Below are 25766 nucleotides of genomic sequence, written 5' to 3' on the forward strand. Positions count from 1 at the left end.
ATCGATACGCGTCAGCCGCCGGTTCCGCCGACTGTCCAGCCGGATCGTCGGATGTGGCGCGGACCAACGGGAGACCAGGCATGACCGAAGGCGCTGCGGTGTTGAACGCGGTGAATTTCGAAGTGAGCCGGCATGACCTGCGCCGGTCGCGGCTGACGACCGAGCCGATCGACGTCGCGGCGGCGGTCGCGGCTGGCAAGGCGGTGCTGGCGCTCGATCATTTCGCCCTGACCGCCAACAACATCACCTATGCCGCCTTTGGCGACCAGATGTCCTATTGGGACTTCTTCCCGGCGGGCGAAGGTTTCGGCCGCATCCCGGTCTGGGGCTTCGCCGATGTCGTCGCGTCGGGTGCCGAAGGGCTCGCCGTCGGCGAGCGGATCTACGGCTATTTTCCCATGTCCTCGCATCTGGTGGTCGAGCCCGGCCGCCTGTCGCCGAAACGCTTCATCGATCTGAGCGAGCACCGGAAGAACCTGCCGGCGGTCTACAACGTCTACGAACGGGTCGCCCATGATCCGGCCTATTCGCGGACCGGCGAGAGCGTGCAGATGATCCTCAAGCCCCTGGTCGTGACGTCCTTCCTGATCGCCGACTTCCTCGAGGACAACGGCTTTTTCGGTGCGCGCCAGGTGCTGGTGTCGAGCGCTTCGTCCAAGACCTCGCTCGGCCTCGCCTTCTGCCTGAAGCGGCTGGCGGCCCATGATGTCGCCGTGGTCGGGCTGACCTCGCCGGGCAACCGCGCCTTTGTCGCGGAGGTCGGCTATTTCGACCGGGTGGTGACCTATGACGGCATCGGCGGTCTCGATGCCGCGGTTCCCAGCGTCTATGTCGACATGGCCGGCAGCGCCGCGGTGCTGACCCGGGTGCATGAGCGTTTCGCCGAGCGGCTGGTCTATTCCTGCCGGGTCGGCGGCACCCATTGGGAGGGCCTCGCGGGCCGGATGGATCTGCCGGGCGCGCGGCCGAAATTCTTCTTCGCGCCGGACCAGATCGCCAAGCGCCATGGCGACTGGGGCCCGGGCGGACTGGAGCAGCGTTTCGCCGGCGTCTGGACCGAATTGTCAGCTTCCGTCGATAGCTGGCTGAAGGTCGAAGACCATCATGGGCCGGCGGCGATCAAGGCGGCCTATCACGATACGCTGGAAGGCAGGATCTCGCCGGCGACCGGCCTGATCATGTCGCTCAAGCCCTGACGCGTGCGGTGCCTGCCGGGGAGATCGATCGCGTCGCCGCCGTGAGCGGCTGCGGGGGCTGATCCGCGCCTTCGGCCCATGTTCTCCGCGCCTCGCCGGCCCGGCGCCGGTCAACGTTGCGAGGCACCCGCCCGGGACTTTCTCAGCCCCTTGGTGACGGCAAGGAAGGCGCCGATCAGGCGCGAATGGATGCGATCGCGCATGCAGACGATGCGGGCATAATTGTAGATCTGCGCATCGATCACCGGCAGGTAGGTGAGCCGGTCGTCGCCGATATATTCGGCGACCGAGACCACGCCGAAGCCGACGCCGCTTGCAACCGCCTCGCGCACCGCTTCGCGGCTGCCGATTTCCATGACGATGCGGGGCGTGACACCGGCCTTGACCATGGCCTCCTCGGTCGCGCGCCGCGTGTTCGAGCCATGTTCTCGCATGACCATGGCCTGGTCGTGCAGTTCGTGGATCGAGATGCCGGCGCGCGCGCGCTCGAACAGCGGATGGTCGCGTCGGCCGAAAGCCACGATCGGATCCTTGCTGTATTGGGAAATCCAGAGGCGCGGATCCGGCTCGACATGGGCGAGGATCGCGACATCCGAGCGAAACTCGAGCAGGCTCTGCAGAACGTCGTGCGAGTTGCCCACCGAGACGGAAATCTCCATCTGCGGATAGCGGGCGTGGAAGGCGACGAGCATTTCGGTGACGTGAAACGGGCCGACGGCGCCAACCCTGAGATGGCCGGTGCGCAACTCGCTGCTCTCGGTCAGGAAATGCCTGGCGTCCGCCTCCTCGGCGAAGATGCGCCGGGTGATCTGCTGGAGCTGCCGGCCAGCCTCGGTCAGCCGCATGCGTCCGCCGGTCCTGACGAACAGCTCGACGGAATATTCTTCTTCGAGCGCGCGTATCTGGGTCGTGAGCGTCGGCTGGCTGACATGGAGCTGGCGCGCGGCCGCGGTCACGCTGCCGGCCGCGGCGACCTCGTGGAACGAGCGGAGCTGCGTGTGCCTCATAGTTTTTTTATATAGGCTTGGAAGAGTAAATCAATTCGACATATGGGGTGACGAGGCGCTTCCTTTCGGGACAAGAGCAGACCCGTTGGGAGGATAAGAGCCGTGCCATCCTGGACCTACGCCAACCCCGTCAGTGTAACGTTCGGCGAGGGTGCGATCTCCTCGATCGCAGAGAAGTTGAAGGGGCGGCGCTATTGCCTGCTGACCTATAACGACAATCCCTATTTCGACGCGCTCGTCGATCAAGTCGTTCGCCATACTTGGCAGCCCGCGGTCGTCGTCCGCGATGTCGAACCGAATCCGAGCTTCAACGGCCTGCGCGTCGCGTGCCGCACGTTCGGCACGGCGACCGAAGCCCCCGAGGCCATCGTCGCGCTGGGCGGCGGCTCGGTCATCGACACGGCCAAGGTGCTGTCCGCATCGGGCGGCGATTTCTCCCGCGTGCAGGCCTATCTCGAGGGCCGCAGCGGCGCCGAGACGCTGCTCAACGTCCCGATCATCGCGGTTCCCACGACGTCGGGCACGGGCAGCGAGGTCACCTGCTGGGCGACCGTCTGGGACACCGAAGCCAAGCGGAAATATTCGCTCGCCCGCCCGAACCTCTATCCCGAGCACGCCATTCTCGATCCGGAGCTGACGCTCGGCATTCCCAGGGCGCTGACGCTCAGCACCGGCCTGGACGCATTGTCCCATGCCCTCGAGAGCATCTGGAACGTCAATGCCAACCCGGTCTCGGCGAACCATGCGGTGTTCGCGGCAAGCGAGATCCTGATGGCGCTGCCGCCGCTGCTGCGCCGGCTCGACGACGTCGCGCTCCGGGCCCGCGTCGCCCGCGCCAGCCTGTCGGCGGGTCTTGCCTTCTCGAACACCAAGACGGCGCTCGCCCATTCGCTGTCCTATTACCTCACGCTCCACCACGGCACGGTCCACGGCATAGCCTGTTCGTTCAGCCTGCCGGCGGTGATGCGCAGCGTCATCGGCAAGGACGAGGCCTGCGACGCCGCGCTGAAACGCATCTTCGGCGACGACCTGCTCCAGGGCGCCGACCTGCTCGACGGCTTTCTCACCGCGCTCGGCGTCTCGACCCGCGCGACCGATTACGGCGTGACCCGCGAGAACTGGATCGGCGCGATCGACGAGGCCCTGAAGGGCGAGCGCGGCCGCAACTTCATCGGCAGCCGCGAAGCGGTCCTGGCCGCGGCGGCCTGAGGGGAGGCGACATCATGACCATGCATCACAGGATCGATACCGACGTCGTCATCAACGGCCGGGCCTACCGGCGGCCGGACAGACCCGTCGTCGTGATCTGCATCGACGGCTCGGAGCCCGGCTATATCGAACAGGCGATCGAACAGGGCCTGGCTCCGAACCTCGCCCGGCTGATGACGACCGGTGCCAATACGACCGCGCTCTCGGTCATCCCGAGCTTCACCAATCCCAACAATCTCTCGATCATCACCGGCCGGCCGCCGGCCGTGCACGGCATTGCCGGCAATTTCTTCTACGACCGCGAGGCCGGCGAAGAGGTGATGATGAACGATGCGCGCTTCCTGCGCGCGCCGACCATCCTCGCCGCGTTCCAGCAGGCCGGCCTGAAGGTCGCCATGGTGACCGCCAAGGACAAGCTCAGGACCTTGCTCGGCAAGGGCCTCGACTTCACGAGCGGCACGGCCATCGCCTTCTCCTCGGAGAAGGCCGACAAGGCCAGCAAGGTGGAAAACGGCATTGACGACGTACTCGGTTTCGTCGGCCTGCCCTTGCCGGAGGTCTATTCGGCGGATCTCTCGGAATTCGTCTTCGCCGCGGGCGTGAAGCTCATCGGCAGCTTCCGGCCCGACCTCATGTATCTGTCGACCACCGACTACGTGCAGCACAAGGCCGCGCCCGGCTCACCGGTCGCCAACAGTTTCTACGCGATGTTCGACCGCCATGTCGGTCTGCTCGACGCCGCCGGCTGCACGCTGGTGATGACCGCCGACCACGGCATGAACGACAAGCACCTGCCGAACGGCGAACCCGACGTGATCTACCTCCAGGAGATCCTGGACCGGCGCTTCGGTGCCGGCGCGACGCGCGTCATCCTGCCGATCACCGATCCCTATGTCGCCCATCACGGCGCTCTGGGGTCCTTCGCGACCGTCTATGTCGATGCCGGCAGGCAGGCCGACGTCATCCGGCTGCTGGCCGATGTCGAGGGTGTCGAAGTGTCGATCTCGGCACGCGAGGCCTGCGAACGCTATGAGCTGCCGGCCGACCGGATCGGCGACGTGGTGGTGCTGTCCGGGCGCCACAAGGTTCTCGGCACCGCAGCCGCGCGCCACGACCTCTCCGGCCTCACCGAACCGCTGCGCTCTCACGGCGGCCTGACCGAACAGACCGTGCCGATGATCGCCAACCGCAGGATCGAGGTCCCGGCCGGCCGGACGCTGCGCAATTTCGACGTCTTCGACGTCGCCCTGAACCTGGTGAGGTGAGCCATGAACGCCAACGTCAAGCTGCCGTTCCGCCGCGAATCCATGCGGATCGCCGGTCGGCTGGTGCAGACCGACGACATGGTCGAGGTCTTCAACCCCTATGACAATGCGGTGGTCGGCACGGTGCCGGCGGCGCGCGCCGAACATGTGCGCGAGGCCTTCGCGAAAGCCAGGGCCTTCAAGCCGGCCCTGACCCGCTACGAGCGCCAGCAGATCCTGCAGAAGACCGCTGAGATGCTGCGCGACCGCAGGCAGGATTTCGCCCGGCTGATCACCGCCGAAACCGGCCTGTGCTGGAAGGACTCGCTCTATGAGGCGAGCCGGGCCTATGACGTCTGGTCCTTCGCCGCCCAGCTGACCATCAAGGACGACGGCGAGATCTACGCCTGCGACATCTCGCCGAACGGCAAGGCCCGCAAGATCTTTACGACCCGCCTGCCGCTGCTCGGGGTGATTTCGGCGATCACGCCGTTCAATCACCCGCTCAACATGGTCAGCCACAAGCTCGCCCCGGCCATCGCCACCAATAACCGCGTGGTGCTGAAGCCGACCGAATTGACCCCGCTGACCGCGCTGGCCTTGGCCGATGTGCTCTACGAGGCCGGCCTTCCGCCGGAGATGCTGTCGGTCGTGACAGGCAATCCGTCGACCATGGGCGATGCGATGATCACCGATCCGGATGCCGCCCTGGTGACCTTTACCGGCTCGGTGCGCGTGGGCAAGCACATCGCGGCGACCGCCGGCTACAAGCGCATCGTGCTCGAGCTCGGCGGCAACGATCCCCTGATCGTCATGGAGGATGCCGACCTCGACAAGGCGGCCGAGCTCGCCGTGCAGGGCGCGACCAAGAATTCCGGCCAGCGCTGCACAGCGGTGAAGCGCATCCTGGTGGTCGACAGCGTCGCCGACGATTTCTCCAGGCTGGTGGTCGACAAGGCGAAGATGCTGAAATCGGGCGACCCGATGGACCCGGCGACCGATGTCGGCACGGTGATCAACGAACGCTCCGCCATGCTGTTCGAGAACCGGGTCAACGATGCGGCGAGGCACGGGGCCGAGATCCTCCACGGCGCGCCGCGGCGGGGCGCGCTGTTCGCTCCGACCGTGGTCGACCGCGTGCCCCATGACTGCGAACTGGTGCGCGAGGAGACCTTCGGTCCGGTGATCCCGATCATCCGCTGCCCCGACGACATCGCCGAGGTCATCCGCGTCTCGAACTCGACCGCCTATGGCCTTTCGTCGGGGGTCTGCACCAACCGGCTCGACTACGTCCAGCGTTTCGTCGCCGAGCTCGAGGTCGGCACGGTCAATGTCTGGGAAGTCCCGGGCTACCGCATCGAGATGTCGCCGTTCGGCGGGATCAAGGATTCCGGCCTTGGCGACAAGGAAGGCGTGGTCGAGGCGATGAAGAGCTTCACCAACGTGCGGACCTGGTCGATGCCCTGGACGGCCTGACCTGCGCCCCGGCGCATCCGCGCGGACATGATTGCAGACAACCCGAGATCCGAGGCCGTTCGACGATACCACGCAGAATAACGACCAAAACAAATAAGCCCCCCGGGAGGGACACATCATGAGCAGCGTCTCATACAATACGCCTGCCTATCCGGCCGCGACCGTGACGGACGAGGCCTTTCGCAGAGCCCAGTGGCGCATGCTTCTGGCGGCGATGTTCTGCTACCTTTTCTTCTACACCGGCCGTCAGACCTTCGGCTTCGCGATCCCCGGCATCCAGGCCGAATTCGGCGTCACCAAGGAGACGCTCGGCTGGGTCAGCGCGGTGATGCTGTGGGCCTATGCCATCGGCCAGGCGATCAACGGCAATCTCGGCGACAAGTTCGGTGGCCGCCGCGTGATGAGCGCCGGCGCCATCCTGTCCTGCGCGATGAACTGGGCGACGAGCTTCGCCACCGGCGTGGTCAGCCTGGGCGTCTGCTGGGGCATCAACGGCTATTTCCAGGCCATGGGCTGGGCACCGGGCAGCCGGCTCCTGTCCAACTGGTGGGGGCGCAACGAGCGCGGCAAGGTGTTCGGCTGGTATGTTTTCGCGGCGGGGCTTGCCTCGGTGCTGTCCTTCGTCACCTCGCTGATCGTCGTGCACTACCTGCATCTGGACTGGCGCTGGATCTTCCGCATCCCGGTCCTGCTGCTGCTGGTCGGCGGCATCACCTTCTATCTGGTGGCGCGCGAGCGTCCGGAGGACATGGGCTTCAAGTCGCCGCATGACGCGACCGACAACGACAAGGCGACGGTGGTCGCCGACGACGAAAGCTCGTTCGAGCGCTACAAGGGCGTGCTGAAGAACTGGCGGCTGCTGGTCGGCGGCCTCGCCATCGGCTTCCAGAACGCCGCGCGCTACGGCCTGCTGATCTGGGTGCCAGTGCACTTCCTCGGCTCGAACTGGGCGAAGGCCGGCGCCGGGGCCTCGGTCATCGATCCGAAATGGATCAGCATCGCGCTGCCGGTCGGCATGGCGATCGGAGCCGCCACCAATGGCTGGGTGTCGGACCGCATCTTCAACTCGAAGCGCTATCTGGCGATCGTGCTCTACATGGTGCTCGCGGCGATCACCTCGCTCTACATGTACACGATCCCGGTCGCGGATGTTTACAAGGGCCTGGTCGTGCTCTTCCTCTGCGGCTTCTTCGTCTACGGTCCGCAGTCGTCGTTCTGGGCGCTCTGTCCCGATCTCGTCGGACATAAGCGCGCCGGCACCGCGATCGGCGTCATGAACTTCTTCGCCTATCTGTTCGCCGGGCTCGGCGAGCCGCTGATCGGCAAGTTCATGGACACCCACAACGACACCTCGCTGGTGTTCCTGATCGTGGCGATCGCCAGTGCGTTGAGCGCCACGGTCGCGCTGTTCATCCGCCGCTAGTCAAATCCTCGCCCGGCAGAGCCCCCACGCCCTGCCGGGCACCGTTCCGTGCCGCTCGCCCGGCGGCAGACCCGCCGCCGGCGCGTGCCAGTTCCGGCGGCTTCGGCTTTGACGCGCGCGCGCCGAAAGACGACACTTGGCCCATGGCCATTTTCGCGACGCCACTTGCCCGCCCGGGTCTGCGCGGCATCCTCACCGGCACGCTGGCGGTGCTGACCGCGGCACTGATCTTCAGTGTCACGGCGGTGGTCGTCTGGACCGCGACGCGCGAGGCGCAGCGTTCGATCGGCCGGTCGCTCGCCGACCTCGCCGGCTTCATGCGCGAGGCGCTGGAGAGCGATGTCTACGAGCGCTGGCGCAGCCTGCGGACCATCGCGACCATCCCGGCCTTCGCGGATCCACAGAGTTCCTACAAGGCACGGCGCACCATTCTCGACCGGGTCAGGGCCAATGTTGAAGAGGTGGTGTGGATCGGCGTCGCCGATACCGCCGGCCAGGTGACGGTCGCCTCCGGCGGCCTCGACGAGGGCTCCAATGTCAGCGAGAGGCTGTGGTTCAAGTCGGCGCGGGACCGCGCGGGTGCGACCAACGAGAGCGGCCAGCGGCCGCAATCCCTGACACCGACCGGCGAGCGGGTGATCGAGATCGGCTCCAATGTCCGCAATGCCGAGGGCGAGGTGATCGGCCGGCTCGGCATGCTGATCAGCTGGGACTGGCTCGGTCACCTCCGCCGCTCCCTCATCGCGCGCTCGCGCGAGCGACAGTCGGACCTCGAAGTGATGGTGCTCGACCGTGACGGCCGGGTGATCATCGGCGACCCCGCCCATCTCGACCCCGGGCTCGCCCGAAACATCGCCGAGCGTCCCGACGGCTTCGAGATCGAAAAGATCGCCGATGGCCGGGTCCTGCTGATCGGCACCAGCCGCGCCGCCGGCGGGCGCGGTGTCGACGGGCTCGGCTGGCAGATCGTGGTGACATCGAGCGCGGAGATTGCCTTTGCCCCGGTCGATACGCTGCGCCGGCAGATCATCGCCGCCGGCGGTTTCGTCGGCCTGCTCGTGCTGATGGCCGGCTGGTGGGTCGCCGGCCGCATCGCCAGCCCGATCCAGGCGATCGCGGCACGCGCCGATCGCGTCGGTCTCGCCGAGGCGCTCGATGGCGTGGTGATCGAGGTGCCGCAATCCTCGTCCAAGGAGGTGGTGTCGCTGGCTGCCTCGCTGCAAGGCATGATCGATCGCCTGGCCGATAACGAGGAGGCGTTGAGGCACCTCGCCAATACGCTGGAGGTGCGGGTCGCCGACCGCACCGCCGAGCTGGAAACCGCCAACCGGGCGCTGAGCATGGCGCGCGACGACGCGGTCGCCGCGACGGCGGCGAAATCGCGGTTCCTGGCGGCCGCCAGCCACGACCTGCGCCAGCCGCTGCACGCGCTGTCGCTGTTTGCCAGCGCCCTGGCCCGGCGGGTCAGCGGCGAGGAGCCGCGCCGGCTCGTCGCCAATATGGAGACGACCCTGTCGTCGCTGCAGGACATGTTCAACGCCTTGCTCGACGTGTCGAGGCTCGATGCCGGCATTGTCGTCGCCGAGCCCAGGGTCTTCGTGATCGGCGACCTGCTCGAGCGGGTCGCCGCCGGATTTCGCGCGCAGGCTGCCGCCAACGGGCTCGAGTTCCGGCTGGTGGCCTCGCGCCTTGCCGTCGTCAGCGACCCGATCCTGATCGAGACGGTGTTGCGCAACCTCGTGGCCAATGCGCTGAAATTCACAGCCTCGGGAGGCGTCCTGGTCGGCGTGCGCCGGCGTGGGGCCGTCGCCGTGCTGGAAATTCACGATACCGGTTCCGGGGTGGCGATCGAGGATCGCGACCGGATCTTCGAGGAGTTCGAGCGATCGAAACAGGCGGCCCATGGCCAGAATGACGGCCTGGGGCTTGGTCTGTCCATCGTCCGGCGGCTCTGCAACCTGCTCGGCCATCGCGTCGGTGTGGCGAGCCATCGCGGCCGTGGCACGGTTTTCCGGGTCGAGTTGCCGATCGCCGACCATGGCGCGCCGGCGATCGAGGCGCGGCCGGGCATTCCCTCGGTCTCGCTCGCCGGCCGGCATATTCTGATCCTCGACGACGAGCCCATGATCGTCGACGCGCTGGCGCGAACGCTGCGCGACGATGGTGCCACCGTCACCGCCGCGAACAGCGCCGAGGAGGCGACGCGGGCACTCGCCCAGGCCCTGCCGATCGATCTGGCCGTCATCGACCTCCAGCTCGAAAAGGGCATAGACGGGCTGGATCTGGTGCGTGGCTGGCAGCAGGGCAGGGGCGTGAAGCTGCCGGCGCTGATCGTCACGGGCGCGACCGACCCGCTGACGCTGGCGCGGCTGCAGTCGAGCGGCATCGCCTGGATGACCAAGCCGGTGGCGGTGCCGGCGCTGCGCGCCACCGTCGCGCGGCTGGTCGCCGCCTGATCAGGCGCGCGGCAGGAGGGCCGCGGCCGCGGCGACGGCGGCCGCCCGGTTGCGCACGCCGAGATGCCGGAACAGCGCGGCCAGATGGATCTTGACGGTGCCGTGGCCGAGGTCGAGATCGCGGGCGATCTCCTTGTTGGAATGGCCGCGCAGCAGCAGGGCCAGCACATCGCGCTGGCGCGGCGTCAATCGCGCGAGATCGGGCGGTTCGCCGGTCCGCTCCGCCATGTCGGATGCGGGCGCGCGCGGCGGCATGCCGCTGGCGAGCGAAGCGGGGACGAAGATCGCGCCATCGACGATGGCCTTCAGCGCGGCGACCAGATCGTCCTCGATGAGCCGTTTCGGGACGAAGCCGTTGACGCCGGCGGCGAGCGCCTCGAGCACGTCCTTGCGATCCTCGGAGGCGCTGACCACCGCGATGGGCAAATCGGGATAACATTCGCGCACGGCCGCGAGGCTCGCGGCACTGGCCATTCCGGGCATCGAGAGGTCGAACAAGGCGAGCGCGACGTCGCCGATCTCGCCGAGCTTCTCCAGCGCCTCGTCAAGCGAGCTCGCCTCTTCGACGTCGTCGAAACCAAGCCGGTCCTTCAGGGTGAAGGCCAGGCCCATGCGGTAAAGTCCATGATCGTCGGCGACGACGGCGATGCGGCGAGACATGTCCGACAGGGGTAAGGCTCAGGGTGTCATGCTGTCAACGCAGGACACCGCGATAGGCCCGCGGATCGGCCTCCGGATACGTTTGGATACGTTTTTCACCTGTCCCCGAGCCCGAAACCCGGAATTCCGATCCAGGGTAGCGGGCGCGGTCGCCAAGGGCCGCCCCGGGTGGACGTCTGGAGACGTCCACCCGGGGCGCTTCCGGCCCTATTCGGCGGGCGTGCCGTGGGGGACCGCGGCGGCGGCCGCGGCCTTCTGGCTGCCGCGCCGGCTGAACCAGTCGCTGAGGCCGTCGAACATGATGTAGATGACCGGCGTGATGAACAGCGTCAGCAGCTGCGACATCATCAGGCCGCCGACGACGGCCAGGCCGAGCGGCTGGCGCAGCTCGGCGCCGGCACCCGCGCCCAGCGCGATCGGCAAGGCGCCGAGAATGGCGCAGAGCGTGGTCATCATGATCGGCCGGAAACGCAATGTCGCGGCCTCGATGATCGCCTCCTTGGCCGCGATGCCGTGGTGTCGGCGCTCGACCGCGAAGTCGACCATCATGATGGCGTTCTTCTTGACGATGCCGATCAGCATGACCACGCCGATCATGGCGATGACCGAGAGGTCGAGGCCGAAGAACTGCAGGGTCAAGAGCGCGCCGATGCCGGCCGAGGGCAGGCCCGACAGGATGGTCAGCGGGTGGATGAAGCTCTCATAGAGCACGCCCAGCACGATGTAGATGACCAGCACGGCGGCGAACAGCAGCAGCCCCTGGTTGGCGACGGCCTGCTGGAACACCTGGGCGGAGCCCTGGAAGCTGGTCGCGATGGTCGCCGGCAGGTTGACATCGCGGGCCGCGGCCTCGATCCGCTCGACCGCCTGCGACAGGGCGACGCCCGGCGGCAGGTTGAACGAGATGGTCACCGCCGGAAGCTGGGCGAGGTGGCTGACGGTCAGTGCGGTGGGCTGTTCGCGGATGGTGGCGACCGCGTCGAGCGGCACGATGGTGCCGCTCGGCGTGCGCACGGTGAGCCGGCGCAGCATGGCGGCGGTGTCGTTATATTTGGGATCCGCTTCCAGGATGACCTGATAGGTGTCCTCGGGCGCATAGATGGTCGAGACCTGCCGGACGCCGAAGGAGGAATAGAGCGTCGAGCGGATCTGGTCGGCGGTCAGGCCGAGCCGCGAGGCGGCGTCGCGGTTGACGTCGACCAGCGTCGAGCGGGCCTTCATCTGCAGGTCGGAGTTGACGTCCAGAATGCCCGGCAGCTCACGCACCTTGGCCTCGAGGATCGTCGCGTAGTGGCGCAAGGCTTCGAGGTCGGGCGATTGCAGCGTGTACTGATACTGGCTGCGGGTCTGCACGGCGCCGATGGTGATCGACTGGATCGGCTGGAAGAACGCCTGGATGCCGGGGATCTGGTTGGTGACCCGGCGCAGACGCTGGATCACCTCGTTGGCGCTCGCCTTGCGTTCGGGCTTGGGGCGCAGGGTGATGAACATGCGCCCGGAATTCTGGGTATTGGCGGCGTTGCCGCCGCCCACCGTCGAATTGATCGAGATGACGTCGGGATCGCGGGCGATCGCGTTGGAGAGTTCGGTCTGGCGGGTCACCATGGCGTCGAACGAGGAATCGTCCGGGCCGAGCGTCGAGACCGTGATGAGGCCGTTGTCCTCGACCGGGAAGAAGCCCTTGGGGATGTCACGGAACAGGATGACGGTGAACACGAAGGTGGCGAGGGTCACGCCGATCATGATCAGCGGCACGCCGACGACCTTGCGCAGCGCCCAGCTATAGCCGCGGGTGAGTCCGGTGAAGAAGCTCTCGAACAGGCGCAGCGGCAGGATCGGCCGGTAATTGTGGTCGACCGGCTTCAGCAGGCGCGAGCACAGCATGGGGGTAAGGGTCAGCGACACGACACCCGAGATCAGGATCGCCATCGAGATGACGAGGCCGAACTCGGCGAACATGCGGCCGACGACGCCGCCCATGAACAGCACCGGGATGAACACTGCGACCAGCGAGATGGTCATCGAGATGATGGTGAAGCCGACCTCGCGCGAGCCGACCAGCGCCGCCTGGAACGGCTCCATGCCCTCCTCGATATGGCGCATGATGTTTTCGAGCATGACGATGGCGTCGTCGACGACGAAGCCGACCGCAAGGGTCAGCGCCAGCAGCGAGATGTTGTCGATGGAATGGCCGAGCAGGTACATGCCGGCAAAGGTGCCGACCAGCGAGATCGGCAGGGCGACCGCGGGAATGATGGTCGCCCGCACGCTCTTCAGGAAGAACCAGATCACCAGCACGACGAGGCCGCCGGCCAGCATCAGCGAGAACTCGACGTCCTCGATGGACGCCCGGATCGATTCCGAACGGTCGTTGAGCACCTTGATCTCGTAGGAGGCCGGTGCCTCGCCCTGGATCTGCGGCAGCAGCGCGCGGATGCGATCGACCACTTCGACGGTGTTGGCGTCGGGCTGGCGCTGGACGGCGAGCACCAGCGAGCGCTTGCCGTCGAGCCAGGCAGCGACACGGTCGTTCTCGACGCTGTCGACGGGGGTGGCGACATCCGAGACGCGCACCGGGGCGCCGTTCTGCCAGGCGACGATGACCGGGCCGTAATCGACGGCGCGGTTGACCGGGCCGGTGGCATCCAGGATCGCCGAGCGCGAGCCCTCGTTGACCGAGCCGACCGGACGGTTCGAATTGGCGTTGACCAGCGCATTTTGCAGGTCGGTGAGGCTCAGGCCGCGCGAGGCGAGCTGGTCGAGGTCGGCGCGGATGCGCACGGCATATTTCTGGCTGCCGAAGACCAGCACCTGGGCAACGCCGGGCAAGGTCGAGATGCGCGGCAGGATGGCCGAATTGGAGAAGCGGTCGAGGTCGGACAGCTTGGCCAGGTCAGAGGCGATCGACAGGAAGACGATGGGCTGGTCGGCTGGATTGACCTTCCTGAAGCTCGGCGGGGTCGGCATGTCGACCGGCAGGCGGCGCATGGCCGACGAGATCTGCGACTGGACGTCGAGCGCGGCGCCGTCGATGTTCCGGTTGAGGTCGAACTGCAGCACGATCGAGGTATTGCCGAGCGACGAGGTCGAGGTCATCGACGATACGCCGGCAATGGTCGAGAACTGCTTCTCGAGAATCAGGGCGACCGAGGACGCCATGGTCTCCGGGCTGGCGCCGGGCAGCTGGGCCTGAACCTGGATGGTCGGAAAGTCGACGCGCGGAACCGCGGCGACCGGCAACTGCTTGTAGCCGAACATGCCGGCTGCGATGAACGAGACCATCAGCAGGATGGTCATGACCGGTCGGCGGATGCAGAGCTCCGAAAGCATGGTCCTGGCCCCTCAGCTCTGCTTGCCCGGCGCGGCGACTTCGTTGGCCGCGGCATTCGGCCGGGCCACCACGGCGATGCCGGCGACCAGGCGAAGCTGGCCCGAGGTGATCACGTCCTCGCCGCCGGCGAGACCCTTGGAGATGACCGCGACGTCGCCGGAGGAGCGCGCCACCGTGACATTGATGACGGCGGCACGGCCATCCTTGACGGCGAAGACATAGGGGCCGTTCTGGCCGACCTGCAGGGCCGCCGAGGGGATCACCACGGCATCGTTCTCGATGCCGAGGGTCACCTTGACCGGCACGAAAGCGCCGGGCCAGAGCTGCTCGGCGCCGTTTTCCATGCGTGCCTTGGCGATCACCGTGCCGGTGGTCGGATCGATGGTGTTTTCGATGAAGGCGATGCCGCCGCGCGAGGTCTGGCCGCCGACAGTGGCCTCGACCGTCACCTGCTGGGCGCCGGCGGCGCCGGCATTCAGGATCGCGCGCATTTCGTAGAAGGTGTTCTGCGGCACCGCGAAGGCGATGTAGATCGGATCGATCTGGTTGAGCGTGGCGAGCGGCGCGGTGTCGGCGGAGCGCACGAAAGCGCCGGGCTTGGCGACGATCGAGCCGATGCGGCCGGCGACCGGCGCCGTGATCTGGGTATAGGTGAGCTGGGCGACGAGGGCGTCGCGGCTGGCCTCGTCGGCGAGCAGCTGGGCCTGCAGCGACTTCAGCGCGGTGATGGCCTGGTCGCGGGTCAGTTCCGAGCCGACGCGGCGGTTGGCCAGGTCGGTGGTACGGTCGCGGTCGCGGACGGCCTGCTCGATCTGTGCCTTGTCCTTGGCGACCTGCGCTTCCATCTGGCCGATCTGGGCCCTGAGGACGCGGTCGTCGAGGCTGAACAGCAGCTGGCCTTCCTTGACCTGGGCGCCTTCGGCGACGTGCACGGCAACCACCTGGGTGTCGAGGCGCGGCTTGATCTGGATGGAGGCGATCGGCTGCACCGTGCCGATGGCGTCGACGGTGATCGGCACGGAGCGGCGCTCGGCGCGGGCAAGGGTCACCGGTACCGCCGGCGGCGGACCGCGGCGGGTGGTCTCGGCGGCCGGCGCCTCGCGCTTCATCAGCGCCTGCGCCTTGACATAAACCTGCTCGGCGAGATCGGGGCGCCAGGTCGCGATGCCTCCCGCGATGGCCAGCAATCCGAAAACGATGACAACCCTCAGCATGCGATCATTCCTTCGAACGCGCAGACCGCTTGAAATCGCAAACGATTGCGCAAGACCTGGTTTCCCTAACGTCCCTATAGTCTTTGTCTGCTCCGGCAGACATTCGGCCCGATGGCCTAGACCATGCCGGCGAGCCGGCCGTCCGCCGCGGCGGGCCGGCCGCTGCGGGTGATTGCGCGCGGCGCCGCGCCGCGCTAGCGCTCATGACATGGAAACGCGCAGACCCGACATCACGGCGGCGGCCGAAGGCCTCAGGCACCGGTTCCTGGCGAACCGGCCGGTGCGCACCGCATCGTTGATCGTGACGCTGTTCGGCGACGCGATCGTGCCGCGCGGTGGCGAACTGTCGATCCGGGCGCTGATCGACCTGATGGGAGGCCTCGGCATCGAAGCCGGCGCGGTGCGCACGGCCATGTCGCGGCTCGGCGCCGATGGCCTGTTCGTCCGGCGCACCGCCGGCAAGCGGCCGCGCTACGGCCTGTCGGCTTCGGCCGAACGCACCTTCGCGGAGGCCTTCAGGCGGGTCTATGCCGGCGAGCGGCCGGCCGCGGGTGGTGGTTTCCGCATCGCCATCATGCCGGCCCAGGCCAAGAAGGCGCTCGATATCGCCGATCTCGCCGCCGCCGGCTATCGCCCCTTCGTGCCGGGCGTGTTCGTGGCGCCGGCATCGGCGGCGCCCGCCAGGCTGCCCGACGGCGCCTTCCTGCTCGACGCCTCGGCCGATGATGCGACGACCCGGCGGCTCGCGACCGAGGTCCTCGGCATGGCCGCGACCGCCGACGGCTACCGCCGCTTCGTCGCGGATCACGCCGGTCTGCGCGCCGCGGCCGGCGATGGCGTGGGCCTGCGGCCGGCGGATGCCTTCGTGCTCAGGATCCTGAGCGTCCATGCCTTCCGGCGGATCGTCATCCGCGATCCCGGCCTGCCCGAGGACCTGCTGCCGCCGGACCGGCCCGATCGCCAGGCCCGTGATCTCGTCGCGGCGCTCTATGCCGCGCTCGCCGCGCCGTCGGAGGCCCATCTCGACCAGGTCGCGGCCGCCGACGCCGAACGGCTGGCGCCGCCGGTCGTCGACCTGGCGCGCCGTTTCCGCAGCCTCTGAAACGAAACCGCATGCTGCATCGCAGCGACGAATCTTGCGTGTTGTATTACGAAAAATATTGCTTTCTAGAATTTTTGTAACATACTGGCTTCACTCATCCGGAGGCGCGCCATGTACACGCAGGCCCTGAACGTGAAGGACGACGGACCGGTTCCGGTCGATGAGGTCAAGGACGCCCGGTTTCAGGCGCGCATCGACCGCGACGAAAAGATCGAGCCGAACGACTGGATGCCGGAGAAATACCGGCGCACCCTGATCCGGCAGATCTCGCAGCACGCCCATTCGGAAATTGTCGGCATGCTGCCGGAGGGCAACTGGATCACCCGCGCGCCGAGCCTGAAGCGCAAGGCGGCGCTGCTCGCCAAGGTGCAGGACGAGGGCGGCCACGGCCTCTATCTCTATTCGGCGGCGGAGACGCTGGGCATCAGCCGCGAGGAGATGAACGACCAGCTCAATACCGGCAAGGCGCGTTATTCCTCGATCTTCAACTATCCGACCCTGACCTGGGCCGATATCGGCATGGTCGGCTGGCTGGTCGACGGCGCGGCGATCATGAACCAGATCCCGCTGTGCCGGACGAGCTACGGCCCCTATGCGCGCGCCATGGTGCGCATCTGCAAGGAAGAGAGCTTCCATCAGCGCCAGGGCTACGAGATCGTCATGACGCTGGCGCGCGGCAATGCCGACCAGAAGGCCATGGCCCAGGACGCGCTGAACCGCTGGTGGTGGCCGGCGCTGATGATGTTCGGGCCGCCGGATGCGGAAAGCCTGCACACCGACCAGAACATGGCCTGGCGGATCAAGCGTTTCTCCAACGATGAGCTGCGCCAGAAATTCATCGACGCCACCGTGCCGCAGGGCCATTTCCTCGGTCTCGAATTTCCCGACAAGGAGCTCGCCTTCGACGAGGCGACCGGCCATTGGCGTTTCGGCCCGATCGACTGGGACGAGTTCAAGCGGGTGCTGGCGGGCGAGGGCCCGTGCAACCGGCAGCGGCTGGCCCAGCGCAACCGCTCGCACGAGGCGGGTGCCTGGGTGCGCGAGGCGGCCATGGCGCATGCCGAGAAGCGCGCCGCGCGCCGTCTCGCCCAAGCCGCGGAGTGAACACCATGACCACGCAGAACTGGCCGCTCTGGGAAGTCTTCATCCGCTCGCGCAACGGCATGGCGCATCGCCATGTCGGTTCGCTGCACGCCGTCGACGCCGCCATGGCGCTGCAGGCGGCGCGCGACACCTATACCCGGCGCGGCGAGGGGCTTTCGATCTGGGTCGTGCCGTCGCAGGCGATCACCGCCTCGGATCCGGCCGACAAGGACATGCTGTTCGAGCCGACCGCCTCGAAGATCTACCGGCATCCGACCTTCTACGAAGTGCCCGACGATGTCGGGCATATGTGAGGAACCGAGGTCATGACCGACAGCCCGCTGTTTCTCGCAACCCTCAGGCTTGCCGACGACGCCCTGGTGCTCGGCCATCGGCTGTCGGAATGGTGCGGCCACGCGCCGGTCCTGGAAGAGGACCTGGCGCTCGGCAATCTCGGCCTCGACCTGATCGGCCAGGCGCGCTCGCTCTACAGCCATGCCGGCGCGGTCGAGGGCAAAGGCCGCGACGAGGATCAACTCGCCTATCTCCGGCGCGAGGGCGAATATCGCAACCTGCTGCTGGTCGAGCAGCCGAACGGCGATTTCGCCGTCACCATGGCCAGGCATCTCCTGTTCTCGGCGTTCATGCATCCGTTCCATCAGGCGATGACCGCGTCGAGCGACGCGACGCTGGCGGCGATCGCCGCCAAGGCCGAGAAGGAAATGGCCTATCACGTGCGCCATACCGGCGAATGGCTGATCCGGCTCGGCGACGGCACGGCGGAAAGCCACCGGCGGGCTCAGGCCGCGCTCGACGAGCTCTGGCCCTATTCCGGTGAATTGTTCGACGTCGACGCCGCCATGCGCAGTGCGATCGATGCCGGTTTCGTGCCCGACCCGGAGGCGATCCGGCCGCAATTCGAGGCGACCGTCGACCACGTCCTGGCGGAGGCGACCCTGACCCGGCCGCGGGTCGGCGCGTTCCAGTCCGGGGGGCGGGCAGGCCGGCACAGCGAGCATATGGGTTTCCTGCTCGCCGAACTCCAGTACATGCAGCGCACCTATCCGAACGCCACCTGGTGAGGCCGATATGGCTGCCGTCACGTCTCTCGATCTGGCACGGCAACAGGCTTCGGCCTGGGCGGTCGCGGCTGCCGTCTGCGATCCGGAAGTGCCGGTCCTGACCATCGAGGATCTCGGCGTGCTGCGCGAGGTCAATATCGTCGGCGGCCGGGTCGAGGCGGTCATCACGCCGACCTATTCCGGCTGCCCGGCGATGAACCTGATCGCGCTCAATGTCGAGGTGGCGCTGGAAGAGGCCGGCTTCACCAACGTCAAGGTGACCAGCGTGCTGTCGCCGGCCTGGACCACCGACTGGATGAGCGAGGCCGGCAAGGCCAAGCTCGCCGCCTATGGCATCGCGCCGCCCAAGGGCAAGGCCGGCCGGCGCGCGCTGTTCGGCGAGGAGACGGTTGCCTGTCCGCGCTGCGGCTCGGCCGATACGGCCAAGGTTTCCGAATTCGGTTCGACCGCCTGCAAGGCGCATTGGCGCTGCCGGGCCTGCGCCGAGCCGTTCGATTATTTCAAATGCATCTGAGAGTTTGTGCATCTTTCCCAGAATGGCCGCTTTCGCTCCCTCTGAGCCTTTGATTCCGTTCATCCGAAAAATCACAAACGTCGAAAGATTCACAAACTCTGAGGGCGCCGATCATGACCCCTGCCCATGCCCCGCATTTCCATCGCCTTGTCGTCAGCGATATCAGGCGCGAGACGCAGGATACCGTGTCGATCGCCTTCGCGGTGCCCGACGCGCTGAAGCCGGCTTTCCATTTCGAGCACGGCCAATATCTGACGCTGAAGACGGCGGTCGAAGGCGAGGAATTGCGCCGCTCCTATTCGATCTGCACCGGCGTCGACGACAATGACCTGCGCGTGGCGGTGAAGCGGGTCGACGGCGGCCGCTTCTCGACCTTCGCCAACGAGATGCTCAGGATCGGCGACCCGATCGAGGTGATGACACCGATGGGGCGCTTCACCACGCCGCTCGAACCCCTTGAACCGCGGGTCTACCTGGCGATCGCCTGCGGCTCCGGCATCACGCCCGTCATGTCGATCATCCGCACCGTGCTGACGCGCGAGCCGGCGAGCCGCTTCGTGCTGATCTACGGCAATCGCAATGCCGCATCGATCATCTTCAAGACCGCGCTGGAGGACCTGAAGGACACGTTCCTCGGCCGCTTCTCGGTCCATCACGTGCTGTCCCGCGAGGCCTCGGATTTCGCGGTGAGCCACGGCCGCATCGATGCCGAAAAGATCCGGACTTTCGTGCTGCAGGGATTGCAAGGCGGCACCGTGGACCAGGCCTTCCTGTGCGGGCCGCAGACGATGATCACGGAGGCGCGCGCGACGCTGGAAGCCCTCGGCATCGCGCATGACCATATCCATTCCGAGCTGTTCGCCACCGAGGGCAGCCGGCAGGCCCCGGCCGTGGTGCGCAAGCCCGATATTTCCAACGGGTTGCCGCTGTCGATCCGGCTCGACGGGGCGCTGCACAGCATCGCCATGGATCCGACCGAGACGGTGGTCGAGGCGGCGATCCGCCACGGGCTGGACCTGCCCTATTCCTGCAAGGGCGGCATGTGCTGTACCTGCCGCGCCAAGCTGGTCGAGGGCGTGGTGGCGATGGACCAGAATTTCTCGCTGGAACCCTGGGAGGTCGAGGCGGGTTTCGTGCTGACCTGCCAGAGCCGCGCGACGGCGGGCACCCAGGCGGTCAGCGTCGATTTCGATTTCGCCTGACCCGCTCCGCGCCGGGCTATTCGGCCGCTTCCAGCCGGCCGCGCTCGGCGATGTCGCGGGCGCCGGCCAGGATCAACCGGGTGACGAGGTCGGCATAGGCCTCGCGGGTCATCGGGCCATCCGGCCGGAACCACATGTAGTGCCAGTTGAGCATGCCGAAGAGCGACATGGTCACCGGCTTCAGCAACGCGCCCTGGCTGGCGAGCTGCGGCACCGCCAGCGCCAGCGCATCGGAAAACAGCACGACCAGCGCGCGTTCCACCGTCTTGAGCTCATCCTGGTAGGGTGGCGGCAGGCGCGACAGCTCGCTGACCTGGATCTTGTGCAGGGTGTCGGCGTCACGATAGGCCTCGAGCAGGGCGCCGATGATGGCGCGCAGCCTGACATCCCCCGGCGGCGCCGCGCCGGCCGCCCGCTGCACCGCCTCCAGGAGATCGGCCAGGTGACGGCGGATGATGTCGACCAGCAATTGTTCCTTGTTCGGATAATAATGATAGATCAAGGCCTTGGAAACGCCGCAGGCTCCCGCGATGTCGTTGATCGAGGTGCGGTCGTAACCCTGGCGTGAGAACAGCTCCGCCGAAGCGTGCAGGATATGCGCACGTTTGTCGTCATAGTCGGCGGCGCGGGGACGAGCCACGATCAGTGCCTCGGGCGCTTGTCGAGCACGCGCTGGGCCTTGCCGAGCGAGCGTTCGAGCGTGCCGGGCGCGACCACCGTGACGGTCGAGCTGATGCCGATGGTTTCCTTGATCGCCTGGGCCAGCCGCTCGCCGGCGCGCTGGCGGTCCTCCGGACCGATCGCCTCGGGCCGCGCCTCGACTTGGATGTCCATTTCGTCGAGCCGGTCCTCGCGGGTCAGCACGACCAGGTAATGGGCCGACAGCTCAGGCACGGTCAGGATCTTTTCCTCGATCTGGCTCGGGAAGACGTTGACGCCACGCACGATCATCATGTCGTCCGAGCGGCCGGTGATTTTCTCCATGCGCCGCATGGAGCGCGCCGTGCCGGGCAGGAGCCGGGTGAGGTCGCGGGTGCGGTAGCGGATAATCGGCATGGCCTCCTTGGTCAACGAGGTGAAGACCAGTTCGCCCTTCTCGCCATCCGGCAGCACCTGGCCGGTGACCCGGTCGATCACCTCGGGATAGAAATGATCTTCCCAGACATGCAGGCCATCCTTGGTCTCCACGCATTCATTGGCGACGCCCGGCCCCATGACCTCGGACAGGCCGTAGATGTCGACCGCGTCCATGGCGAAGGCATCCTCGATCTCGGCGCGCATCGAATTGGTCCAGGGCTCGGCGCCGAAAATGCCGGTCCGCAGGGACGATTGCCGGGGGTCGGCGCCAATTCGCCTGAATTCGTCGAGGATCGCCAGCATGTAGCTCGGCGTCACCATGATGATCTCGGGCTTGAAGTCCTGAATGAGCTGGACCTGGCGTTCGGTCATGCCGCCGGAGACCGGGATCACCGTGCAGCCGAGCTTCTCGGCGCCGTAATGGGCGCCGAGCCCGCCGGTGAACAGGCCGTAGCCATAGGCGACGTGGATCTTCATGCCGGGCCGTCCGCCGGCCGCCCGGATCGAGCGGGCGACGACATCGGACCAGGTGTCGATGTCCTTGCGGGTGTAACCGACCACCGTCGGCTTGCCCGTCGTGCCCGAGGAGGCGTGAACGCGGACGACCTTGTCCTGGGGCACGGCGAACATGCCGAAGGGATAGTTGTCGCGCAGGTCCGCCTTGGTGGTGAACGGGAATTTGGCGAGGTCTTCGAGCCGGCTGAAATCGTCGGGATGAACGCCGGCTTCGTCGAACTTGCGCCGGTAGGCCGCCACGTTGTCATAGGCGTGGCGCAGCGACCATGCGAGGCGCTCGGTCTGCAGGGCGGCGATCTCGTCGCGCGAGGCCCGTTCGATCGGATCGATCAGCGGTTGGTAGCGGGTCTTGTCCAGCATGGCTTGCCTCACAGGGCCGGATGGTCGGGCGCGATCGCGCCACCAAGGGTGCGGGAATGGCCGCGGAAAATGGCGACGACGGCGCCGGTCTGGTCGGTGACGGTCACATCGGAAATGCCGGACCGGCCGGTGCGCGAGATCTCCCGGGCGGTGGCGGTCAGCAGGTCGCCGCGCTTGCCCGAGGCGACGAAGGTCACCGCGCAATGATGCGCGACGGTGCGGGTGTTGTGGCTGTTGCAGGCAAAGGCGAAGGCGCTGTCGGCCAACGTGAAGATATAACCGCCATGGCACATGCCGTGGCCATTGGTCATGGCCTCGGTGACCGGCATGGTCAGGACGGCGCGGCCCGGGCCGGTTTCGACCAGGGTCATGCCGAGAGCGCGGGAGGCCTTGTCGTCGGCCCACATGGCCGCGGAGGCGGCCCCGGCAACGGCGGTCTCGTCGATGGCATGCCCTTCCTTCATGGGCGGCCTCCGAATACCGGTTTGCGTTTCTCCATGAAGGCGGCGACGCCCTCGGCATAGTCGCGGCCGCGCCCGAGCCGGCGCTGCTCGTCGCGCTCGTAGTCGAGCTGCGCGTCGAGGCCATTGCCGTCGGCGATGTCGAAGGCACGCTTGATCGCAGCAAGGCTCGCGGCGGAGGCGGCGGCGAAGCGCTGGCACAGCGCTTCGGCCTCGGCGATCAGGGCCGCGTCGTCGACCACCTTGTGCACGAGGCCCCAGGCCTCGGCCTGGTCGGCCTTCAGCGTGTCGCCGGTGAGCGCCCAGGCCCGCGCCCGGGCCGGGCCGATCAGCCGCGGCAGCAAATAGGTCGCGCCCGAGTCGGGCAGGAGGCCGATCTTGACGAAGGCCTGGCCGAAGCTCGCCGCGCGGCCGGCGATGACCACGTCGCTCGCCAGGGCCAGGCTGACGCCGGCGCCGGCGGCAACCCCGTTGACCGCGCAGATGACCGGCAGCGGCAGGGCCCGCAGCTTGCGGATCAGCGGATTGTAGTTCTTCTCCAGCGCCTCGCCGAGGTCGGGCATATCGCCGTCTTCCGCCGCGATCTCCGGATCGGCCAGATCCTGGCCGGCGCAGAAGCCACGGCCGGCTCCGGTGATCAGCAGGGCTTTGCAGCTCTTGTCGGCCTCGGCCTCATCGAGCGCCGCCTTGAGCGCACGGTGCATGACGCCGGTGAAGGAATTCAGCTTGTCGGGCCGGTTCAACGTCAGCACGTGATAACCCGGCCTGATGTCGACGAGCACGGTTGCCTCGTCCATCGTCCACTCCTGGTGTTTCCGCGTCCGCACGCCCCGTCGCATGATGCCGGGCGTGTCGATCTTCATTTGTCCGCTCGGTTTTGGCGAGTTGCCACTTGACTGACCGGGCGGTTGGTTAATTAATACGCGGACAGCGTGAGGTGTCAACGCGGGTCGGACGAACGAACCCCAGGTGCCTTGCAGGAAACGAGACCAGGGAGGATTGCCATGGCGGGTTGGACCCGACGGATATTCACGAGCGCCGCCGCGGCCGCGCTCGTCGCCTTCGCAGCCGGAGCGGCCGAGGCTCAGATCAAGATCGGCGCGGTGCTGTCGGCGACCGGGCCCGCCTCTTTCCTCGGCGATCCCTCGAAGCGGACGCTGGAAATGTATGTCGAGCAGATCAACGCCGCCGGCGGGGTCAACGGCCAGCGCCTGCAACTGATCGTCTATGACGACGGCGGTGACGCCAATCAGGCCCGCACCTTCGCCACGCGCCTGGTCGAGGACGACAAGATCGTCGCCATGGTCGGCGGCTCGACCACCGGCACCACCATGGCGATGATCCCGATCTTCGAGGAAGCGCGCGTCCCGTTCATCTCGCTCGGCGGCGCCATTCAGATCATCGAGCCGGTCAGGCCTTATGTGTTCAAGACGCCGCATACCGACAAGATGGCCTGCGAGAAGATCTTCCAGGATCTGCAGCGGCGCCAGCTGACGACCATCGCGATGATCTCGGGCACGGATGGGTTCGGCGCCTCGATGCACGACCAGTGCGTGGCGGTGGCGCCGCGCTTCGGCATCACCATCGCCCATACCGAACGCTACGGCCCGCGCGATTCCGACATGACGCCGCAGCTCACCAATATCCGCAACCGGGCCGGCGTGCAGGCGGTGGTCAATGCCGGTTTCGGCCAGGGCCCGGCGATCGTCACCCGCAACTATCGCCAGCTCGCCGTGCCGTTCCCGCTCTACCAGAGCCACGGCGTCGCCTCGAAGCAGTTCATCGAGCTCGCCGGCGAAGCGGCCAACGGCGTGCGCCTGCCGGCGGCGGCCTTGCTGGTGGCGGCCAAGCTGCCCGACTCGGACCCGCAGAAGCCGGTGGTGGTCGGCTACAGCACGACCTACGAGCAGCGCTCGGGTCAGCCGGTCTCGACCTTCGGCGGCCATGCCTATGACGGGCTGATGCTGCTGGTCGAGGCGATCAAGAAGGCCAATTCCACCGACCCGAAAAAGATCCGCGACGCGCTGGAGCAGATCCGCGGCTTCATGGGCACGGCCGGCGTGGTCAACATGAGCCCGACCGATCACATGGGTCTCGACCTCACCGCCTTCCGGATGCTGGAAATCCGCAACGGCGACTGGACCATCGTGCCGGAAGGCGGCAGCTGACCGGTCGTGAGCCATTCCGGGCCTCGGCCCGGATTTTCGCGCATGCTCGCAGGTTGAAGACGTGGATGGCCGGGCCAAGCCCGGCCATGACGATCGCGGTTTAGGATCATCATGGCCGAATTTCTGCAGTTCGCCTTTTCCGGGCTCACGGTCGGCGCCGTCTATGCGCTGGTCGCGCTTGGCTTCACGCTGATCTACAACGCTTCCGACGTGGTCAATTTCGCCCAGGGCGAATTCGTCATGCTGGGCGGCATGGCCACCGTGTTCCTGACGCTGGCCGGGCTGCCCGTGCCGCTCGCCGCGCTCGGGGCCATTCTCGCCACCACCGCCATCGGCATCGGCCTGCACCGGCTCGCCATCGAGCCGGCGCGCGGTGCCTCGCCGGTGACCTTGATCATCATCACCATCGGCGCCTCGATCTTCCTGCGCGGCGCCGCGGCGATCGTCTTCGACAAGCGCTTCCACCAGTTGCCGCCCTGGTTCGGCGACGATCCGATCCGGATCGGCGGCGCCTCCGTGCTGCCGCAGAGCCTGGTGGTGCTGGCCGGCGCCGCGGTGGTCGTGGTCGCGCTCTGGGCCTTCTTCGAGCGCACCCTGTTCGGCAAGGCCGTGCTGGCGACGGCCGCCAACCGGGTCGCCGCCAGGCTCTCCGGAATCGATACCAGCTTCGTCATCGGCTTCTCCTTCGCCGTGTCGGCGGCCATCGGCGCGGTGGCGGGCGTGCTGGTCACCCCGATCACGCTGACCAGCTACGATGTCGGTACGCTGATGGGGCTGAAGGGGTTCGCCGCCGCCATGCTCGGCGGCATGGGCAATCCGCTGGGGGCGGTGGTCGGCGGGCTGGGCGTCGGCCTGCTCGAGGCCTTCGGCGCCGGCTACATCTCCTCGCAATACAAGGACGCGGTGGGCTTCATCGTCATCCTGGCGGTGCTGTTCGTCATGCCCAACGGCCTGTTCGGCCGCAGCAAGATCGAGCGGGTCTGAG

At 67.2% G+C, this 25766-nt stretch carries 22 protein-coding genes; 14 read left to right on the forward strand and 8 right to left on the reverse strand.

All coding sequences use genetic code 11. The features are described from left to right. The first annotated feature begins 80 nt into the window (after window positions 1-80). On the forward strand, window positions 81-1196 hold the full coding sequence (locus AC07WJ_RS07425; protein ID WP_494933922.1) for a DUF2855 family protein: 1116 nt from the start codon (window positions 81-83) through the stop codon (window positions 1194-1196). Window positions 1197-1306: 110 nt separating this feature from the next. Here the strand turns inward: AC07WJ_RS07425 and AC07WJ_RS07430 are convergent, their stop codons facing one another. Beyond that, complete coding sequence (locus tag AC07WJ_RS07430; protein ID WP_494933923.1) at window positions 1307-2203, reverse strand: LysR substrate-binding domain-containing protein; 897 nt, start codon at window positions 2201-2203, stop codon at window positions 1307-1309. A gap of 102 nt (window positions 2204-2305) precedes the next feature. Between AC07WJ_RS07430 and psrA the strand changes: the two genes are divergently transcribed. From psrA to AC07WJ_RS07455, 5 genes are all read left to right on the forward strand, one after another. After that, a complete protein-coding gene (gene psrA, locus AC07WJ_RS07435) occupies window positions 2306-3412 on the forward strand; it encodes an iron-containing alcohol dehydrogenase PsrA (RefSeq protein WP_494933924.1) in 1107 nt (368 codons plus the stop codon). A gap of 20 nt (window positions 3413-3432) precedes the next feature. Continuing rightward, window positions 3433-4677 (forward strand): phosphonoacetate hydrolase, encoded by a 1245-nt coding sequence (phnA, locus tag AC07WJ_RS07440; RefSeq protein ID WP_494934747.1) that lies wholly within the window; start codon window positions 3433-3435, stop codon window positions 4675-4677. A 3-nt stretch (window positions 4678-4680) separates the two neighbouring features. After that, window positions 4681-6132 (forward strand): phosphonoacetaldehyde dehydrogenase, encoded by a 1452-nt coding sequence (gene phnY, locus AC07WJ_RS07445; protein WP_494933925.1) that lies wholly within the window; start codon window positions 4681-4683, stop codon window positions 6130-6132. Window positions 6133-6250: 118 nt separating this feature from the next. After that, window positions 6251-7555 carry an MFS transporter gene (locus AC07WJ_RS07450; RefSeq protein WP_494933926.1) on the forward strand — a complete coding sequence of 435 codons (1305 nt, stop codon included), beginning with the start codon at window positions 6251-6253 and terminating at the stop codon, window positions 7553-7555. A 143-nt stretch (window positions 7556-7698) separates the two neighbouring features. Beyond that, complete coding sequence (locus AC07WJ_RS07455) at window positions 7699-10011, forward strand: hybrid sensor histidine kinase/response regulator (protein ID WP_494933927.1); 2313 nt, start codon at window positions 7699-7701, stop codon at window positions 10009-10011. On the opposite strand, the gene AC07WJ_RS07460 is transcribed toward AC07WJ_RS07455, so the two are convergent. The 3 genes from AC07WJ_RS07460 to AC07WJ_RS07470 form a co-directional block, all read right to left on the reverse strand. Continuing rightward, entirely contained in the window at window positions 10012-10671 is a 660-nt protein-coding gene (locus AC07WJ_RS07460; RefSeq protein ID WP_494933928.1) for a response regulator, read from the reverse strand. Window positions 10672-10878: 207 nt separating this feature from the next. Continuing rightward, window positions 10879-14001: an efflux RND transporter permease subunit gene (locus AC07WJ_RS07465; protein ID WP_494933929.1), complete on the reverse strand. Its 3123-nt coding sequence runs from the start codon at window positions 13999-14001 to the stop codon at window positions 10879-10881. A 12-nt stretch (window positions 14002-14013) separates the two neighbouring features. Continuing rightward, window positions 14014-15216 (reverse strand): efflux RND transporter periplasmic adaptor subunit, encoded by a 1203-nt coding sequence (locus AC07WJ_RS07470; protein WP_494933930.1) that lies wholly within the window; start codon window positions 15214-15216, stop codon window positions 14014-14016. Between the two features lie 208 nt (window positions 15217-15424). Between AC07WJ_RS07470 and AC07WJ_RS07475 the strand changes: the two genes are divergently transcribed. From AC07WJ_RS07475 to paaE, 6 genes are all read left to right on the forward strand, one after another. Next, the gene (locus AC07WJ_RS07475) at window positions 15425-16318 is read left to right on the forward strand and encodes a PaaX family transcriptional regulator (protein WP_494933931.1); all 894 of its coding nucleotides are present in this window, start codon (window positions 15425-15427) and stop codon (window positions 16316-16318) included. A 111-nt stretch (window positions 16319-16429) separates the two neighbouring features. Then, window positions 16430-17422, forward strand: coding sequence for a 1,2-phenylacetyl-CoA epoxidase subunit PaaA (paaA, locus tag AC07WJ_RS07480; RefSeq protein ID WP_494933932.1), 993 nt, complete (start codon window positions 16430-16432; stop codon window positions 17420-17422). Between the two features lie 5 nt (window positions 17423-17427). Then, a complete protein-coding gene (paaB, locus tag AC07WJ_RS07485; RefSeq protein ID WP_494933933.1) occupies window positions 17428-17715 on the forward strand; it encodes a 1,2-phenylacetyl-CoA epoxidase subunit PaaB in 288 nt (95 codons plus the stop codon). Window positions 17716-17727: 12 nt separating this feature from the next. Next, entirely contained in the window at window positions 17728-18483 is a 756-nt protein-coding gene (gene paaC, locus AC07WJ_RS07490) for a 1,2-phenylacetyl-CoA epoxidase subunit PaaC (protein ID WP_494933934.1), read from the forward strand. A 7-nt stretch (window positions 18484-18490) separates the two neighbouring features. Then, window positions 18491-18997: a 1,2-phenylacetyl-CoA epoxidase subunit PaaD gene (gene paaD, locus AC07WJ_RS07495; RefSeq protein WP_494933935.1), complete on the forward strand. Its 507-nt coding sequence runs from the start codon at window positions 18491-18493 to the stop codon at window positions 18995-18997. 113 nt (window positions 18998-19110) lie between these two features. Then, the gene (gene paaE / locus AC07WJ_RS07500; protein ID WP_494933936.1) at window positions 19111-20199 is read left to right on the forward strand and encodes a 1,2-phenylacetyl-CoA epoxidase subunit PaaE; all 1089 of its coding nucleotides are present in this window, start codon (window positions 19111-19113) and stop codon (window positions 20197-20199) included. A gap of 16 nt (window positions 20200-20215) precedes the next feature. On the opposite strand, the gene AC07WJ_RS07505 is transcribed toward paaE, so the two are convergent. Genes AC07WJ_RS07505 through paaG form a run of 4 tightly spaced genes read right to left on the reverse strand, consistent with a single transcriptional unit; the run spans window position 20216 to window position 23410 of the window. Next, entirely contained in the window at window positions 20216-20839 is a 624-nt protein-coding gene (locus tag AC07WJ_RS07505) for a TetR/AcrR family transcriptional regulator (RefSeq protein ID WP_494933937.1), read from the reverse strand. Window positions 20840-20841: 2 nt separating this feature from the next. Then, window positions 20842-22152: a phenylacetate--CoA ligase PaaK gene (paaK, locus tag AC07WJ_RS07510; protein ID WP_494933938.1), complete on the reverse strand. Its 1311-nt coding sequence runs from the start codon at window positions 22150-22152 to the stop codon at window positions 20842-20844. Between the two features lie 8 nt (window positions 22153-22160). Further along, a complete protein-coding gene (paaI, locus tag AC07WJ_RS07515; protein ID WP_494933939.1) occupies window positions 22161-22616 on the reverse strand; it encodes a hydroxyphenylacetyl-CoA thioesterase PaaI in 456 nt (151 codons plus the stop codon). Beyond that, complete coding sequence (gene paaG / locus AC07WJ_RS07520) at window positions 22613-23410, reverse strand: 2-(1,2-epoxy-1,2-dihydrophenyl)acetyl-CoA isomerase PaaG (RefSeq protein ID WP_494933940.1); 798 nt, start codon at window positions 23408-23410, stop codon at window positions 22613-22615. The genes paaI and paaG overlap by 4 nt, the downstream gene beginning before the upstream one ends. A gap of 207 nt (window positions 23411-23617) precedes the next feature. Between paaG and AC07WJ_RS07525 the strand changes: the two genes are divergently transcribed. Continuing rightward, window positions 23618-24781, forward strand: a complete 1164-nt coding sequence (locus AC07WJ_RS07525; protein WP_494933941.1) for an ABC transporter substrate-binding protein — start codon at window positions 23618-23620, stop codon at window positions 24779-24781. Between the two features lie 111 nt (window positions 24782-24892). Next, entirely contained in the window at window positions 24893-25765 is an 873-nt protein-coding gene (locus AC07WJ_RS07530) for a branched-chain amino acid ABC transporter permease (protein ID WP_494933942.1), read from the forward strand. The last annotated feature ends 1 nt before the right edge of the window (window position 25766 follow it).

The organism is Phreatobacter sp. GW821-FHT04C01 (genome assembly GCF_059420385.1).

Excerpts from the sequence above, each read along its gene's own strand:
- AC07WJ_RS07425 (WP_494933922.1), top strand. The coding sequence starts at position 81 with ATGACCGAAGGCGCTGCGGTGTTGAACGCGGTGAATTTCGAAGTGAGC.
- AC07WJ_RS07475 (WP_494933931.1), top strand. The coding sequence starts at position 15,425 with ATGGAAACGCGCAGACCCGACATCACGGCGGCGGCCGAAGGCCTCAGG.
- phnY (WP_494933925.1), top strand. The coding sequence starts at position 4,681 with ATGAACGCCAACGTCAAGCTGCCGTTCCGCCGCGAATCCATGCGGATC.
- AC07WJ_RS07430 (WP_494933923.1), bottom strand. The coding sequence starts at position 2,203 with ATGAGGCACACGCAGCTCCGCTCGTTCCACGAGGTCGCCGCGGCCGGC.
- paaG (WP_494933940.1), bottom strand. The coding sequence starts at position 23,410 with ATGGACGAGGCAACCGTGCTCGTCGACATCAGGCCGGGTTATCACGTG.
- AC07WJ_RS07525 (WP_494933941.1), top strand. The coding sequence starts at position 23,618 with ATGGCGGGTTGGACCCGACGGATATTCACGAGCGCCGCCGCGGCCGCG.
- paaA (WP_494933932.1), top strand. The coding sequence starts at position 16,430 with ATGTACACGCAGGCCCTGAACGTGAAGGACGACGGACCGGTTCCGGTC.
- paaK (WP_494933938.1), bottom strand. The coding sequence starts at position 22,152 with ATGCTGGACAAGACCCGCTACCAACCGCTGATCGATCCGATCGAACGG.
- AC07WJ_RS07455 (WP_494933927.1), top strand. The coding sequence starts at position 7,699 with ATGGCCATTTTCGCGACGCCACTTGCCCGCCCGGGTCTGCGCGGCATC.
- paaI (WP_494933939.1), bottom strand. The coding sequence starts at position 22,616 with ATGAAGGAAGGGCATGCCATCGACGAGACCGCCGTTGCCGGGGCCGCC.
- AC07WJ_RS07470 (WP_494933930.1), bottom strand. The coding sequence starts at position 15,216 with ATGCTGAGGGTTGTCATCGTTTTCGGATTGCTGGCCATCGCGGGAGGC.
- phnA (WP_494934747.1), top strand. The coding sequence starts at position 3,433 with ATGCATCACAGGATCGATACCGACGTCGTCATCAACGGCCGGGCCTAC.
- AC07WJ_RS07530 (WP_494933942.1), top strand. The coding sequence starts at position 24,893 with ATGGCCGAATTTCTGCAGTTCGCCTTTTCCGGGCTCACGGTCGGCGCC.
- paaC (WP_494933934.1), top strand. The coding sequence starts at position 17,728 with ATGACCGACAGCCCGCTGTTTCTCGCAACCCTCAGGCTTGCCGACGAC.
- paaE (WP_494933936.1), top strand. The coding sequence starts at position 19,111 with ATGACCCCTGCCCATGCCCCGCATTTCCATCGCCTTGTCGTCAGCGAT.
- AC07WJ_RS07460 (WP_494933928.1), bottom strand. The coding sequence starts at position 10,671 with ATGTCTCGCCGCATCGCCGTCGTCGCCGACGATCATGGACTTTACCGC.
- AC07WJ_RS07465 (WP_494933929.1), bottom strand. The coding sequence starts at position 14,001 with ATGCTTTCGGAGCTCTGCATCCGCCGACCGGTCATGACCATCCTGCTG.
- paaD (WP_494933935.1), top strand. The coding sequence starts at position 18,491 with ATGGCTGCCGTCACGTCTCTCGATCTGGCACGGCAACAGGCTTCGGCC.
- AC07WJ_RS07450 (WP_494933926.1), top strand. The coding sequence starts at position 6,251 with ATGAGCAGCGTCTCATACAATACGCCTGCCTATCCGGCCGCGACCGTG.
- paaB (WP_494933933.1), top strand. The coding sequence starts at position 17,428 with ATGACCACGCAGAACTGGCCGCTCTGGGAAGTCTTCATCCGCTCGCGC.